The sequence below is a fragment of the Mycobacterium interjectum genome (genome assembly GCF_900078675.2).
Lineage (GTDB): Bacteria > Actinomycetota > Actinomycetes > Mycobacteriales > Mycobacteriaceae > Mycobacterium > Mycobacterium interjectum.
In genome coordinates this window covers 1,035,020-1,050,355 of the sequence record NZ_LT546237.1, presented here as the reverse complement: position 1 = coordinate 1,050,355, position 15,336 = coordinate 1,035,020, and the positions used below count along the sequence as shown (strand labels likewise).

10 protein-coding genes and 5 pseudogenes are annotated in these 15,336 nt (G+C 64.5%); 8 read left to right on the top strand and 7 right to left on the bottom strand.

Annotation, left to right across the window (positions count from 1 at the left end; genetic code table 11):
• Positions 1-130: 130 nt before the first annotated feature.
• From BN4348_RS39220 to BN4348_RS39210, 3 genes and pseudogenes are all read right to left on the bottom strand, one after another.
• Entirely contained in the window at positions 131-1,264 is a 1,134-nt protein-coding gene (locus tag BN4348_RS39220; protein WP_066911702.1) for a spirocyclase AveC family protein, read from the bottom strand.
• Positions 1,261-2,442, bottom strand: a complete 1,182-nt coding sequence (locus BN4348_RS39215) for a spirocyclase AveC family protein (protein WP_096866268.1) — start codon at positions 2,440-2,442, stop codon at positions 1,261-1,263. The genes BN4348_RS39220 and BN4348_RS39215 overlap by 4 nt, the downstream gene beginning before the upstream one ends.
• 315 nt (positions 2,443-2,757) lie before the next feature.
• Positions 2,758-3,248: pseudogene (locus BN4348_RS39210) on the bottom strand (SDR family oxidoreductase); the annotation flags it as partial.
• Between the two features lie 143 nt (positions 3,249-3,391).
• Here BN4348_RS39210 and BN4348_RS39205 point away from each other — a divergent pair.
• On the top strand, positions 3,392-4,273 hold the full coding sequence (locus BN4348_RS39205; protein WP_084454085.1) for an alpha/beta fold hydrolase: 882 nt from the start codon (positions 3,392-3,394) through the stop codon (positions 4,271-4,273).
• 37 nt (positions 4,274-4,310) lie between these two features.
• On the opposite strand, the pseudogene BN4348_RS39200 reads toward BN4348_RS39205, so the two are convergent.
• A pseudogene (locus BN4348_RS39200) lies at positions 4,311-4,725 on the bottom strand (SDR family NAD(P)-dependent oxidoreductase); the annotation flags it as partial.
• Between the two features lie 651 nt (positions 4,726-5,376).
• Here BN4348_RS39200 and BN4348_RS39195 point away from each other — a divergent pair.
• Positions 5,377-6,669 (top strand): TetR/AcrR family transcriptional regulator, encoded by a 1,293-nt coding sequence (locus BN4348_RS39195; RefSeq protein WP_235852691.1) that lies wholly within the window; start codon positions 5,377-5,379, stop codon positions 6,667-6,669.
• Positions 6,670-7,110: 441 nt separating this feature from the next.
• On the opposite strand, the gene BN4348_RS62760 is transcribed toward BN4348_RS39195, so the two are convergent.
• Entirely contained in the window at positions 7,111-7,251 is a 141-nt protein-coding gene (locus BN4348_RS62760) for a hypothetical protein (protein WP_407937901.1), read from the bottom strand.
• A 33-nt stretch (positions 7,252-7,284) separates the two neighbouring features.
• Here BN4348_RS62760 and BN4348_RS62755 point away from each other — a divergent pair, with 33 nt between their 5' ends.
• The 4 genes and pseudogenes from BN4348_RS62755 to BN4348_RS39175 all read left to right on the top strand — a co-directional run bounded on the left by BN4348_RS62755 (position 7,285) and on the right by BN4348_RS39175 (position 11,741).
• Entirely contained in the window at positions 7,285-8,406 is a 1,122-nt protein-coding gene (locus tag BN4348_RS62755) for a nitric oxide reductase activation protein NorD (protein WP_407937900.1), read from the top strand.
• Complete coding sequence (locus BN4348_RS39185) at positions 8,403-9,359, top strand: CbbQ/NirQ/NorQ/GpvN family protein (RefSeq protein ID WP_084454084.1); 957 nt, start codon at positions 8,403-8,405, stop codon at positions 9,357-9,359. The genes BN4348_RS62755 and BN4348_RS39185 overlap by 4 nt, the downstream gene beginning before the upstream one ends.
• Before the next feature lie 109 nt (positions 9,360-9,468).
• Positions 9,469-9,840 (top strand): annotated as a pseudogene (locus BN4348_RS39180) (ABC transporter substrate-binding protein); the annotation flags it as partial.
• A gap of 563 nt (positions 9,841-10,403) precedes the next feature.
• Positions 10,404-11,741, top strand: coding sequence for a lipase family protein (locus BN4348_RS39175; protein ID WP_160040394.1), 1,338 nt, complete (start codon positions 10,404-10,406; stop codon positions 11,739-11,741).
• A gap of 9 nt (positions 11,742-11,750) precedes the next feature.
• Here BN4348_RS39175 and BN4348_RS62435 read toward each other — a convergent pair whose 3' ends face one another.
• A complete protein-coding gene (locus BN4348_RS62435; RefSeq protein WP_306460716.1) occupies positions 11,751-11,996 on the bottom strand; it encodes a hypothetical protein in 246 nt (81 codons plus the stop codon).
• Between the two features lie 309 nt (positions 11,997-12,305).
• On the opposite strand from BN4348_RS62435, the pseudogene BN4348_RS39165 reads away from it, so the two are divergent.
• Positions 12,306-12,858, top strand: a pseudogene (locus BN4348_RS39165) (hypothetical protein).
• Positions 12,859-12,875: 17 nt separating this feature from the next.
• On the opposite strand, the pseudogene BN4348_RS61325 reads toward BN4348_RS39165, so the two are convergent.
• Positions 12,876-13,015, bottom strand: a pseudogene (locus tag BN4348_RS61325) (adenylate/guanylate cyclase domain-containing protein); the annotation flags it as partial.
• 279 nt (positions 13,016-13,294) lie between these two features.
• Here BN4348_RS61325 and BN4348_RS39155 point away from each other — a divergent pair.
• Positions 13,295-15,184, top strand: a complete 1,890-nt coding sequence (locus BN4348_RS39155) for a ParB/RepB/Spo0J family partition protein (protein ID WP_235852690.1) — start codon at positions 13,295-13,297, stop codon at positions 15,182-15,184.
• Positions 15,185-15,336 lie beyond the last annotated feature (152 nt).

The following is a 15,336-nucleotide window of genomic DNA, read 5'->3' as shown; positions in this document are numbered from 1 at the left end:
GTTTCCCACGCGAACGTATCGGCGCCTTCGGCACAGATCGCCCCCAACGGCAATCACAGGGTCACACGGTCGTTCCCGACGTGCAGACTGCGCACTCGTTGCTTGCAGACGCCACCGATGCGCCCAGCACTCACTGCTTGTTCGAAGCGCACCGGTCACTGATGGATCCGAGCGTCACGTGGGGACGTCCGTGCGGTTGGGCCATCATCCACGTCGAGGCAATACCCACCGAGTACGGGCCTTGCTGACCGTTTTGCTCGTAAAAGCCCTGCGGGTCATAGACTTTGGCTTCCGGGTAGGGCCAGGGGCACGCGACAGATGTCGCGATCCGTGTCCATTTGAACGAGGCGAACGCCAGCCCGTACACCAAATAGAACACATTGACGATGATGAGCATCACGATGAACGAGCCCAGCGCCGGTCGGCCCGTAAAGATGCGGGCACGTTGGGCCAGTTTCTCCGACACCGTGCGGCCGGTGTCGTCCCGATAGACCAGTATCCCGGCAGGAATCATCACCAGCGTCACCAATGAGGATTCCCACAACAAGGGGAATTGAACGGGAGTGCCCACAAAGATCGACCCGAAGGGAATCACCTGGGAGTACATGTAGAGCCCGGTGTGGATCATCGTGACCTCAAGAATCATGTCGATGATGAACCCGAAGATGAAGATCAGTACCCCCAGGCTCAGCAGGGGGTGGCGCCACACGAAGGTGTCAGTGCCCCGCCGGGCCTGAATTTTGCGCAGCGCCCAGACTCCCGGGAAGTACGGTCCGAACTGGAACATGACGTAGCCGAAGACGACGAACGGTTCGACGGTCGGCGCCAGCGAGACCCATGGCCAGGATTCGGGCCAGTGCCATAGCCGCGGGTCGTACACGGCGTAGGGCGCCCAGTTCATCAGCGGGTCCTGCCAGACGATGATCGTGGTCACCAGGCTCATCAGGATGTAGGGGTGCGGCCCGTAGCGTCGCCAGCCCCATACGCCTGCCACGATGAGGCCCACGACGGCGATGACGGTGAAGATCTGCAGGACGGGGATCCAGTGCTGGTAGCCGAGGAGCGGCTCCCAAGGCCGTGGCGTACCCGTGACCGCGGGGTTTGCGATCCGCGCATCGGGACGATCGCGCGCGTTCCACCCGACAGCCACCACCGTGGCGACACCGAGCGCGAGCCACACCCACTTCCAGATCCCGCTGGCCGACCAGCGGGTCGGCTCGATGTCGGGTGGGCTCGCCGGCTTGGAGGTTCGTTCTGTGGTCATTGTCTCTCCTCACCGATCACTGATCGTCTGAAATTTGCGCGGTCACCTGTTGGCGCCCTGGCACAACGGTCACTTTCGGAGCCGAGCTGCGCGTTCGGGCGCCCGTGGGGCTGGCCGTTGCCCCAGGTCGACATAATCCCCACTGAATAGGGACCTTTCTGGCCGTTCTGCTCGTAAAACCCCTGGGGGTCAAAGACCTTGGTGTCGGGGTACGGCCACGGACAAGCGACCGAGGAGGCCAGCCGAGACCACTTCAGCGCGGTGAACGTCACTCCATAGACCAGGTAGGAAACGTTGATGATGACCAGCATCACCAGAAACGAGGCGAGCACCGGCCGCCCTGCGAGGATGCCGGCGCGCTGGGCCAGTTTTTCTGACACCGTGCGGCCGGTGTCGTCGCGATACACCAGGATGCCGGCGGGGATCATGACCAGCGTCACCAACGACGACTCCCACAGCAATGGGAACTGGTAGGCAGTGCCCACAAAGATGGAGCCGAACGGGATCACCTGGGAGTAGATGTAAAACCCGGTGCGCACGAGGAACACCTCTAACAGCATGTCGATGAGGAAGCCGCAGACGAAGATCAACGCGGCGAGGCTGATCAGCGGGCGACGCCACACGAAGGCGTCAGCCGGGCGCCGGGCCTGAAGTTTGCGCAGAATCCAGACGGCAGGAAAATACGGGCCAAACTGAAACAACGCATAACCCAGGACGACGAAGGGCTCGATGGTCGGAGATATCGAAACCAGCGGCCATGACTCGGGGAAATGCCACAACCTGGGGTTGTACACCGCGTAGGGCGCCCAGTTCATGATCGGGTCTTGCCAGGCGATGAAGGTGGTCACCACACCCATCAAGACGTAGGGGTGCGGCCCATAGCCTCGCCATCCCCACAGGAATAGCGCAAAAAGGCCGGCGACCAACACGACCGCGAAGATCTGGAACAGCCCCAGCCAGTGGTCATAGCCCACCAGCGGCTCGACGGGGCGCGGCGCGCCGGAGACCTCCGGATTACCAACCCGCGCATCGGGATAGTCGCGCGCGTTCCACGCGACGGCGATGACCAACGCGACGGCGAGCACCGCGAGCAACCAGGCTGCGATCCTGCCCCTTGGCGACCGTGCAGCGACGCGCTCTGGTGTCCGCGAAGGTGCTGGGGTTTGCTCGGTGATCACCAACCGCCCTCCACAAACATTTGTTCCAGGCCAGGGCGATCGCCGACTACGTCTCGGGATCGCATCGATAACGCCGGAGCCCCGCTGCGGCGGGGCTGGCGTGGAGGCGGATGGGGTGAACGCCTGTCGTACTCGGATGTCATGTAGCGGCTCACCAGCGCACGCGTCGCCGGCGCCCCCGGCGGCCGCGACATCATGGGGTCGACCTGCACGTCTGTCGAGTCAACCGACTTTGCTCCCTACCCATTCTTTCTGGTGTCGTTAGGCACCAGACCATGATTCTGGAGTCAGACTGCACCACAACGGGTCCATTGGTCAAGCATTCAGGGGGCACGTCCCACCTGCCGGGCCCGTTGGCCACTTCAGCAGGCCCGGCGTCCACGCGGATGTGTTGGCCGGTGATGTAGCAGCTTTCGTCGCTGGCCAGGAACACGCCCAGGTTGGCGATGTCTTCGGGTTCGACGTAGGGAGTGGGCATGGCCGGGAAAAGGGTGAATAACGGTTCGGCGTCCTCGCGGGTGGCCTTCTTGCCCGCTTGGGTCAGATCCGGGCGGAACATGCTGGAACATGCTGTACATGCCATCGTTCTGCAGCAGGTGGGTGTTGCAGTTGGTCGGGTGGATGGCGTTGATCTGGATCATCCGCAGCGCCAGGTGCAAGCACATCTCCTCGACGTCCTCCATGACGACGCGCTTGCTCCAGGCGTAGCCCGCCCCACCGGGGCCCATGGTCGGGTTGTCGGTGGCGCCCCGGATCATGCCGGCGGTGGAACCGGTGACGATGATGGAGGCGCCGTCGCACAAGTGCGCGCGCTACTCGACTAGACCTTTGCACCAAGCCGCGATCATTAGTCGCCAACATGTGCAGGGAAATACCACTAGCGCGGAACAGATATTTGGTGCAATAGCCGAGAACGGTGCGGCGGGGTGACCTTTCGGAGGGGCGATCAATGCAGAGCAACAACGGGGGTACCGATTCGGGTTCGACCGTGCTGGTCGATTCGCGTCGCGTGGGTGTGTGGCGGTTTGGGTCACCTGGTGGGTGGCCCCTGGTGTGGAACCACGGCGGACTCAGTTGCGGTATGGACGCCACGGTGATGGACGAGGCGGCGCGTTCTTGTGGTGCCGAAATCATCGCAATTGACCGACCGGGCATTGGGCGCAGCGACCTATGGAGCATGGCCTCGGTTGGCCAGTGGGGGCACACCGTGGCTCAGGTTGCTGACCTGCTGCTTCTAGATGACTTCGCCGTCGCCGGCTGGTCGGGCGGAGGCCCCTTCGCGTTGGCGTGCGCTGCGGCGATGCCCGGGCGAGTACGCGTGGTCGCCACCATCGACGGGATGGCTCCCCTGGAGCGACTCAGGAACGTCTTCGAGATCGGGTTCTTGCCCGATGAGTTGCTCATCCCGGCCGCCCGATGGGCGCCGTGGGCCGCTGCGGCGCTGCTGCAACTGATACGCCGTGTACCGCCACGCGTGCTCGGGTGGGTCCTCCCGCACCTAGCAGGCAGCCGGGATGGCGCAGCACTCAACCCGCCGCCCCTATCCCTGCTGGCGACGCATCGCGAAGTGATGAGCGGCGGCGTACAGGGAATGGTCGAAGAGTACCGTCACTACTTCGGCTCATGGGGTTTCGACCTCCCCGAGATCCAGCAGCCGGTCACCATCTGGCAAGGGGAAGAGGACACCTTGGTGCCGATGAAACATGCACGTCGTTTGGCTAGCCTGTTGCCCAACAGCACGCTGAGGGCGGTCCCCGCGACCGGTCACCTGCTCCCCGTTGTCATGGCCAAAGAGATTCTCGACGATCTCGGGCCAAGGCCGCGCAACTAGCCAATAACTTCAAACTGACCCACTACCCACAGGTAGCGGGCATGGTGACCGCGACGGTGTTCATCGCGCCGACCAGGTCGACGTCGGAGGCGTCGACGAAATGCATGGGTCGGGGTTGCCCATCGCCATCGGCAGGATGCCGGCATTGGCGACGACGACGTCGATCCTGCCGAGATCGGCCAGAGCGGCCTCGACGGTGTCGCGCAGTTCGTGGCGTTCACGCACGTCGGCGATCCGCGCGACCACGCGCCGCCCAAGTTCTTTCACCGATCGTTCGGTGTCAGAGAGGTCGTCGGGTGTCGCCAACGGGTAGGGGTTGCTCGGGACGTCCCGGCAGATATCGAGGGCAACGATGTCGGCGCCCGCTTTGGCTATGGCGACGGCGTGCGCGCGCCCTTGGCCGCAGGCAGCTCCCCTGATGACGGCGACCTGCCGTCGAGACGTCCGGACAAAGGATCTTCCTCCACTTCGGTTGCTTATCAACGTGATACGGCTAACCTGCAGGCCGGTCCATCAACCAAGAGCAGGAAGCGGTGACTGGGCGTCTGGCTGCGGTCCCTTGACCAACCCAACTGATCTGGTGCAATCTAGCACCAGATCTTATTCTGGAGTCAGACTGCACCACAATAGGTCGGGACGGAGAGGACGAGCGATGTCGCTAAGCTGCCCGCGTGTCTCGACCGGCCGGTTAGAGGTGTCCGGTGAGCTGGTGGCCATCTCATGTCTCGTCGGTAGCTCCTCGATGAGCTTGGGTCCGACCGGGTCGAGCAGCTGTCGGGTTCGCGTTGCGCCCAGGGAACATTGCCGCCCTGCCGCACCCGCCGACGCTCTTGGGGATTCGCCGTCATGACAGGCCTGCTCCGATTCGCCACCCGATGCTTGCCTTGGCAATTCATCGGCACCACGCGTGGTCGCACGCCGCGAGAGCACGGTCGATTCGGCGCCGGCCACAACAACGTCGGACGGAGGTCAGCCGCACCCGGCGCCGCCAACAGACCTGCAGACATTATCGAGTGTCAGTCATGGTGACCCGCGCCCGCGTCATGCGATCGGCTCAGCCCCGCCGGGCCGAACCGATGTCACCACCGCATAGTGGTCCCCGCTTGCCGGCGGACACTTGTTGGGCCCGCCAGTGCACGGCACGTGCCAGGATCCTGCAGGCGGCCGAATCGGTGATCGCCTCGGCAGGCCCGCGCGCCTCGTTGGCTGACATCGCCGCAGCCGCCGGCATATTGGCGGGCAGCCTGTATCACCACTTCAGCAGCAAAGAAGAGTTGCTTTTCGAACTGGTCCAGGGTTTTCGCGCCGACATCGACGGCGTCGCAAAGGCGGCGCTCGATGACACCGACCACCGCCAGGCCAGCCCATTCCCCGCCGGGTTCTATGACTTCGGCTCAGCCATCGCGCGCTGTGCGGCGCGCCACCCGGCCGCATTGCAGATGTCATTCTTCGAGGCTGCCAGCGCCAACCCGTCACTGAGCCTGCTTCTGTCCGCGAGACCCACGACGCTGCAATACACGATGACCCAGATACTGGCGGCCGGCGCGGCCAACGGTCTGCTTCGATCAGGTGTCGCCATATCGGCGCTGGCCGATCGTATCTGCCAAAGCCTGATGCACGTCGGGCTCGACGTCATCCGCCACACCGCCGCCGCCGAGGATGTCGCCGCCCTGTTGTGCCGAATCATGACGACAGGGCTGAGCAGCCGGCCGCCTACAGATGACGAACTGGACTCCTCGGCCGCCTTCGCCGCCGCCGAAAAGGCCATCGGCTCGTGGGGTGAGGACAGCCATGTCGAGGTCACACGCAAGTCCGCCTACATCCACGCCGTGGCGCGAGAACAATTCGGTCGCCGCGGATATGAGGCCACCACGATGCGCGACATCATCGAGGCCACCGCATTGGGTCCTGCCCGCGTGTACTCGGTGGTCGGCTCCAAAGACAGGTTGTTCAGAGCGATCATCGAGGCGTTCGGACGCAAGGCCGGCGGAGGTTTCGCCGAAGTCCTGGCCAGCGACGCCACCGCGGTCGAGAAGCTCGATGCGCTCAGTTGGGTCAACATCAACGCGATCGACCGCTTCCCCCACGAGTGGAAGATTCAGCTCGCGTGGCTGCGCCAGCACCCGCCGAACACACCAGAACCAGCCCTGGCCTTCGCCCAGCGACTGGCCGAACTGGAAAGCCTGCTGCGCGAGGGCATCCGGTCACACGACCTGCAGGCGCACACATCATCGCTAGAGATGCTGGCGCGCTGCGTCATGGGCGTCTTGTGGATACCCGAAAACCTCGTCCACCGCCTGGGTAGGCGGGCGGCGCTGCGCCTGGCCCGCGACACCGTGATCCGTGGCATCGCCGACCGCAGCCTGACTCCGACGCGCGGCCCGGCACGGACATAGGACCAGATGACACCCGATCGCCCCGCCACACCCTTGCCACAGCTAGAGATGCTGGCCTCAGCGCTGTCAGGGCAACCGGTTGCCGTCGCCGCGACAGAGCCCGGTCAGCCGTGCTGGACCGACATGCGCACGATTTTCGTCGACCCAAACAGCCCGCCCACAGCTCGACTCACCGCGATCACCGTTCAAGCCTGTCTGATCGCGGCCGACAGCCTCCAACCCGCGATCACCCGCACATTGAGCACACATCGCGCGGCGGTGCGCCGCTACCTGGCCATTGAAGGTCACCGCGCGCTGGCCGCCAACCAGATGTGGCTGCCGCCGGCAGTGCGCACGCTCATCGACGGCGACCTCGCCTCGCGCACTCACTCGCCGGCCGCCTCACTCGACATCGCGTTAAGTCGCCAACCCATACCCGACCCGCCCGCCGATTTCGGCGTCCTACGTCCCCGCAAGGTCGTCGTCGACAAACGCGCCGACCACGGGCCCGGCCCGGCCGGCGAGCACACCCCACGACGACAACAGGACAAAGAACTCCAGGAACTGGCCGACGACGACATCGCCGACGACCAAGACATGCAAGACCCGTTCACCAGCCCGGTCGGCGGTGGCGGCGTGCTGGGCAAACTGCTGGCACGCATGCTCAGCGTGGTGCGCCAGCTGTCCGGAGGCGGCCAACCAGGCGCTGACACACCGACGCATCGCACTCGGGCCGGCGCGACGGCCAGTACTGCAGTGGTTTCCAACGCACGATCGGCAACCGAGACTGACGATCCCTTCGCCCCGCGCGGCGCGACATATCCCGAATGGAACATGCGCGAGCGCCGCTACCGCCCGCAGTGGTGCACGGTGCACGAGATCGAGCCCCCGAATACCGGTGCGGCCGCGCACATCGCACGCGATATCGGGCTGCGTAAGCCGCTGGCACGCCTCGGGGTCGGGCTGCAACGGTGGCGCCGCCAGGCCCAAGGCGACGACATCGACATCGACGCGGCGGTGGAAGCCCAAGTGGAAACACGGGCCGAAGCGCCCTCGGGCGAGGAGGTCTACCTCGATACCCTGCGGCGCCGACGCGATCTGGGGGTGTTGGTTTTGCTCGACGTCTCTGGATCCACCGCCGAACCGGGAACGCACGGTCAGACCGTACATCAACAGCAGCGCACTACCGCAGCAGCGATCACCGTGGCGCTGCACGACCTCGGTGACCGAGTCGCGTTGTATGCGTTCGCCTCTCAAGGTCGATCCATGGTTGAGGTGACACCGGTGAAACGCTTCGACGATCACCTCGACACCCGCACCATGCAACGGCTGCAGGCCATCACTCCCGGCGCCTTCTCGCGGCTGGGCGCCGCGATCCGTCACGGCGCAGCGGTGGTAGAAAAACACGCCGGCACGCCGCGCCGACTGCTCGTGGTGATCTCTGACGGCCTGGCCTACGACCACGGATACGAACGCGACTACGGTGCCGCCGACGCTCGCCGCGCGCTGGCCGAGGCTCGCCGCCGCGGCACTGGCTGTCTGTGTCTGACCATCGGCGCCAGCACCGACGTCGCGGCGCTGCGCCACGTCTTCGGCAGCACCGCCCACGCCACCGTTGCACGCCCCGAGGATCTCAAAGGTGTTGTCGGACCCCTGTTTCGGTCCGCGCTTCGCTCGGCAGAAGCGCGCCGCCGCCTGATTAATGCCACCCGCCCGGTTCAGCACGTCACCTCAACAGAACGGACACGAAGCGCATGACGCGATCCACCGACCCCCGCCACCTGACCGACGTCTCCGCCCGACCCGACCACGACGACGACGGCGGGCGGCTGCACGTTGCCAGCACCGAGGGCGCAGTGGCCCCATCGTCGGCCGCCGGCACCGCCGGCAACGGTGAATCGACCCGCGCCGACGTCGGCGACAGTGCAGCCCGTCCCTACTATGTCGCCGTCGGTGATGAAGAAGATGTGTTCAAAGCCGCCTACCTGCAAGGCCTTTCGATTCTGCTCAAAGGTCCGACCGGATGCGGCAAGACCCGCTTCGTCGAGGCCATGGCCCACGACCTGGGTCGGCCACTGATCACCGTCGCCTGCCACGACGACCTCACCACCGCCGACCTCGTCGGACGATTCCTCCTCGTCGGCGGAGACACTCAATGGGTCGACGGGCCGCTAACCCGCGCGGTGCGCGAAGGAGCCATCTGCTACCTCGACGAAGTCGTCGAGGCCCGCCAAGACACCACCGTCGTGCTGCACCCATTAGCCGATCACCGCCGCCAGCTCCCCGTCGAACGGCTCGGCGTCACCCTGGCGGCGGCACCCGGGTTCGGCCTGGTGGTCTCCTACAATCCGGGCTACCAAAGCGTCCTCAAAGATCTCAAAGACTCCACGCGGCAACGCATGGTCGCCTTAGAGTTCGACTTCCCCAACGCCGACATCGAAGAAAAGATCGTCGCGACCGAAGCAGGAATCAGCAGCGACCACGCCGCACAGCTTGTCCGGTTCGGTCAAGCGATCCGGCGCCTGGAAACCGGGGGGTTGCGCGAAGTGGCGTCCACGCGGGTGCTCATCGCAGCGGGCCGCCTGATCGCCCAAGGCCTGCCCGCACCCAAAGCGGCACGCGCCGCGATCGCCGGACCCCTCAGCGACGATCCCGCCATCACCAACGGACTCATCCAGATGATCGAGGTCTACCTCAACGAAAACGTCTAGCGAATCCGCGCGGCAGATAACAAATCTTAGGTTGACCCGCATAAACCCGAAGGAAGTGCGATGTCCTACGAAAGCACTGCAGAGCCCATCAAGATCGGCTACCTGATGGTCGGTCAAGGCGGTCATCGACGCTTTCGGTGAGCTTGTCGACGAAGCCTGTCTGGTGGTGTTCGGACCCCACATCACCGACAACTGCGTGCCCACCCGCGAAGCGATCGAAGAGCGGTTCAAGGTCCCGGCGATCGCCATCACCGGCACCGACGACTGGTTAGGCGAGTGGACCTTCGCCTTCCCGCAGGGCTCGATGACCGACGAGCCGATTTTCATCGCGGACCTCGTTGCCAAACGCGGACTCCCCGAAATCGGAGTTCTCGTCGAGCAGAACCTGATCGGCGAAAGCTACCTGAAGAATTTGCGAAGCGCGTGTCGGCGCAAAGGCATTCGCATCGTCGCCGAAGCGGCAATCGCCCAGATGGCTCGACGGCTCGGCGGACACGAGACACAGAAAGCGATCGCCAACATGATCGACTCCGGTCTCGATGAGCAGACAGCGCACGACACTTACTCCGCGGTGTCGGAACTCGTTCGAGGGTCGCTACTTCTCGCCAGGATGACGCAGAAGCACGGTGCAGCGCGGGCGGCGGAGTCTGCCGATGACGGTGGATTCCCAAACGCCCCGATAGCGCTGGATGACCGACCGTTTGAACTTCTTCTGCAGGGACTACTGAGACAGCAATCCCAGCACACGAACACCCCGGTGCGCGATATCGCTCAAGGCATCACCAACACAGCCTGATTACATACCGCGGCGCGCGCCAGCTAGACAAGCAGGTCGTGCCTAACGTTTTGTTGGGCGCGCACCATCAACAGCCTGGAAAGCAACACATCATGAAGAACTCGTCCTCCTGGACACGCCGTGGCTTCCCCACACCTGATCGCGATCCTTTCTATGCCAGCCCCGCCGGTCTGGGCGGGGTCGCACCCGGGACGGTCTTGCGGTCGCGGGTGGTGCCGGTGTCGTTCTTCGGTCGCCTCCGGCAGGGCATGGCGGTGCAGCTGATGTACCGCAGCACCGACGCCCACGATCTCCCCGAGGCGGCGGTGACCACGGTAATAGTTCCGCGTGGCGAGAACCCGGCCCGGTGCCCGGTGCTGTCTTACCAGTGCGCCATCGACGCCGTGGCGGCGCGGTGTTTCCCGTCCTATGCGCTGCGGCACGGCGCCGAGCTGGTCGGGGCCTCGGTTCAGGCGGAATTCTTTTTCATCACCGCGGCCCTATCTCGCGGGTGGGCGGTCAGTATCCCGGATCACGAGGGCCTCAACGGCATGTGGGGCGCGCCGTATGAGGAGGGCTTTCGTGTTCTCGACGGTCTGCGTGCCGCTGTCAACTACCCGAAGTTAGGCCTTTCATCGAAGGCCTCGATGGCGGTGTGGGGGTATTCCGGCGGTGGCCTGGCCAGCGGATGGGCCGCCGAAGTCGCCGCCACGTACGCACCCGAGCTCGACATCGTCGGGGCAGTGCTGGGTTCACCGGTGGTGGATCCCGAAAGCGTTGCGCGCCGGTTGAATGCGTCGCCGTGGGCGGGTCTTGCTGCGTTGATGATCGCGTCGTTGGTGCATGTGTTCCCCGAGGCGAAAAAGGTCGTCGATGAACACGCGACCGAGGATGGCAAGGCCCTGCTTGCAGAGATCGAGGGAATGTCGACCGGAGGGGCGATCCGACGCTTCCGCAATGTCGACATCGCCGACTACGTCGACCTGAGCTTTCAGGAATTGTTCGCGTTGCCCGAGCTGCAGCATGTGTTCGAGGTGACGCGGCTCGGGCAAAAGACACCGAGCATGCCCCTGCTACTCATCCAGGGCGTGCACGACAAGATCGTCGACGTCGCCGATGTGGACAGGCTGGTCCTGGCATACACCCAAGGCGGCGCCGCGGTGAGCTACCACCGCGACCCCCTTGCCGAGCACCTGTTGTTGTATCCCTTCGCGGTTCCGATGAGCCTATGGTGGCTCGCCGAACGGCTCGCCAAAAACGACCGGCCCAATAGCTGGCACACCTGGCCCGCGCTGCTCGATGCGCGTACCTACGCAGTCTGCCGGCACTCGCCGCCGCCGCATCGCAAGCCGTCAAGTCCGGTTTCTCCCCAGGGCGATCGCTTCGCCACCGACGTCGGAAGAAGTAGATCGAGGCCGTACCATCCATACCGTGGGTGTAACGCGCCATGCGACCTCGCATATCGTCGCGATGTTTTGAGGCGTCGAACCTATTGCGCCAGAATTGAATCCGCCTGTGTCACGAGTCTCAGCCATCAGGTTCCAGCGACGAATCGACACTTCTGGCGGCGCCAGCGTGGCGTGAAAGCCAACCCACCGATGCGCTAGCGCGCCGACTTAGAGGCGCTTGAGCACCATCACCGATTCATTGTACGGAAAGAGGCGGTACAGCCACCGCGAGGAGGGACTCACCTGGGGGGCCACCTCGCTTTTGGCTAGGAGGACGGGATGGCCGACCGCGACAGTCTTGCGGTGCTTGCAGATGGCGGTGTCGCCGCCCGCGAGAACGTTTCGCACCCAGTTTGTTTGGGGTCCGTAGCCGACGAGCAATGCAAAGCCGTCGGTCGTGTCGAACACCAGCAACGGTGTACGGTAGCGTGCTCCGGATCGGCGCCCGACGTGGTAAAGAATTCCCATACCAGGCATTCGGTCGACCACCCGAAGGGCGGCTGGGTTGGTGATTCGCTTGTTAAAGGCCGCGACTCGACGGGACACGCGCACACCGAACTCCTCTTAGTGCATCCGAGCAGCCTCAACGTCTGCTTCGTTGAGAGTCTCATGGCGCGAGCAGCGGCTTCCAACCACGAGTAAATAGCTTCTCCCGCCAGCGGCGCAACTCTGACCGGCAGTAGATCCATTTTGAGGGGCCTAGATGTTGCCGGACGGGCCGCTATCACCAATCACGACTGGACCAAGCCAGCGGCGCTAGCAATCCCCAAAGAGGGTTACTTCGAGCTGGAGCGGGGGCGGTACGGACCGGTTTTTCCGCGCACGCCCGCCTGCTACGGCTTCACGATCATCGCGAAGGTCAAACCTGGCCGAGAACAGGCCATCCGCGAGCACGGCAGAACCCTGGCGTCAGCAGTCGATAAGGATCCCGAGGTTTTGGATGTCCTGAAGCTGCATTATCTGAAGTGGCAGCTGTTCAATATCGGCGACGACCTACTTCCAGTACCAGGGGATCTTCGACACCGACTTCGACAAGTACACCGAGGATGCGGTGAATTTGTTCAGCGAGTCGGGCATCACGACCACCTTCGAAAACCCTGAAGGATTCCCCGAAGACTGGCGAGAACGTCCCGAGGCTTTCGTCCAGTTCGTTCGTGAGCATCACGTACCGAGCTTTCTGGAAATCAGCGAGTACCCCTACGTGACAGCCGATGAGGTCAAGAAAGGGTTGCGGCTCAAGGCAGCGTTCTCGACCATGCTCGACCAGATGCAGTAGCCAGCCGTCGACCATCCGAGGAAGCCGTCACCCGCCGTGTTCACCTCGGGCCTCGAAAGCGACGTAGCTGCGCCCTCACCGCGGCGTCGTGCGCGTCGAGCAGCGCATGCCAATTGCGATCGCCGATCTCCGCCGCCCGGCACGTCGAATCCACGATGTAGGACTGCGTAATGTTGGTGCAGCACAGGCAATTCCGCTCGTTCTGCTAGCAACAGCGAGAACGGTGTATCCGTCCGCACCGGCAATGCGCTACTCCGACAAGCACCTTGTGAGCGCCGAGCTCCGCAGCACATTCGGGGCAGTGCGAACGACGGGCTCCTCCCACCGGCGCCGGCTCTGCCGAAGCCCCATCTTTGCGATCGTAGCGGGGAGTTGAAGTTGAAGCGCCTCCGGCGCTGCTGAATAGCTTGGGCCCTGACCCAAAGCCCGTGTTTGTTTGCCTTTCTGGCTTTCGATTATTGCCGGCGGTCCGCTTCGCGCGAAGGCCACGGCCTCCGCTTCGCTCCGGGCACAAGGCTCGCACAGTCCCCCGCCTACGCTCGCTTCGCTCGCGCGCGGGCAACTGCGCGCCCGGACCTTGCACTCCGCGTCCCTATGCCGGCCCAAATCTCAATTGCCAGAAGGCAAACAGAACAGGCGGCCACGCGGGACGCCTGACTCACACAGAAAGGGTTCAACCATGACCGACACGGCCAACACCGAAAGCGCGGCCAGCAGCGCTGACCAACCGTCAGGCACGATGGAACACCTTGACCCGGCGCTGCTTGACATCGGTGACAATGTCCGCGACGACGCAGCCTTGAGCAAGGCGTTCATCGCCAATATCGCCGAGAACGGAGTGCTGGTGCCGATCACGGGTGTTCGCGACCCCGAGCGGCCCGAGGTCATCCGCGTCCGCAACGGCCAGCGGCGCACTCTTGCTGCTCGCGAAGTCGGCCTGTCCAGCGTTCCGGTGTATGTGCTGCCGTCTTCCGCTGTTGATGCCAGCCAGGAAACCATCGACCGCATCGTGCACCAGATCGTCACCAACGATCAGAAGCGGGACCTCACCGACGCCCAGCGGGCGCGCGGCATCCAGCAGATGATCGACGCAGGGATGTCGGTGACCAAGGTGGCCAAGCGGTTGTCCGTCGCCAAGGACGCCGTGAAGGCCGCGCACACCGCCGCGCAGTCAGCTACCGCCATGGACGCCTTGGCCAGCGGCCAGCTCAGCCTGGTCGAAGCAGCCGCGATCACTGAGTTCGAGGACGTGCCCGGCGCGCTTGAGCGGCTGATGAGCTCGGCTGGAAGGGGCTGGTTCGAGCACACGGTCGCCCAGCTGCGTCAAGAACGCGCCACCGCCCAGGTCCGAGCCCAGGCAGCCCGGGTCTACACCGACAAGGGGTTCACCGTCCTTGAGCAGCGGCCCGAGTCGTGGGATGCGGCCTGCATACCGCTGCATCACCTGGTGACCGGCGAGGGGGACGAAGCCGACGACAACGCTGTCACCAACCCCGCCCACTGGGCTGTGGTGCTCTCTGAGGACACCGCACTGTGCGACGTGGAAACCGGCGACGTTGTTGACGAAGGGATCGTGGACTGGGAGACCGAAGACGAGCCAGACGCCGAGCCTGCCGAGGGGTTGCGCCACGCCAACTCGGTCACCGAGACAGCGGTGTTCGTCCCCGATTACTACTGCCTCGACTACCATGCCGCAGGACTAACGCCGCAGAGCTGGTTCGCGCGGCAGGCGGGCATGGCGGACACCGGCACCGGCGAAGCGGTCGACTTGGACGACGAGGCACGCGAGGCGGCACGCCAGCAGGCCGCGATCGAGCGCGCCGAGACCGAGAAGCGTGTGCGCCGGAAAGTGTTGGCCCTCAACAAGCTCGGTGACGCGGCCCTCAATGTGCGGCGCGAGTTCGTCAAGAAGCTCTTGGCGCGCAAGACGCCTCCCAAGGGCGCGGCCATGTTCATCGCTGACTGCTTGTCTCGTGACAGCTTCTTGCTCACCAATCACAACGCGCTGGACACGACTGCTGCACTGCTCGGAGTGGACAGCGGCCAGGCCGTGGCCAAGCTGGTGGCCGACCTGCCCGCCAACGGCGACGGGCGCGCTGAGGTGATCACGCTGGCCCTGGTGCTCGGTGCGCTCGAATCGCGGACCCCCAAGGATGCCTGGCGCAACAATGCGGACGGGTGGGGCCACCACGTCGGCAGCGGCGAGTACCTGCGTTGGCTCGCGGACAACGACTATCCGCTGGCTCCCGTCGAGGAAGTCGTGACCAAGGCCAAGAAGGCCGACGACGTGTACGAGCAGTGTTTGGCCGATGCGGTAAAGGAGTAGCGCGCCGCTCGGGTGGGGTCAGGGCTGCGGTACTGGCCCCACCTTTGGCGACTGCCGTCCCACCCGCCAGCCGGTGCTGCTCGCTCATCACGGCGGTGGCGGTTCGATCCTCGGGTATAGGGCGAAACATGTTGTGCCGTCTGGCCGTTCGA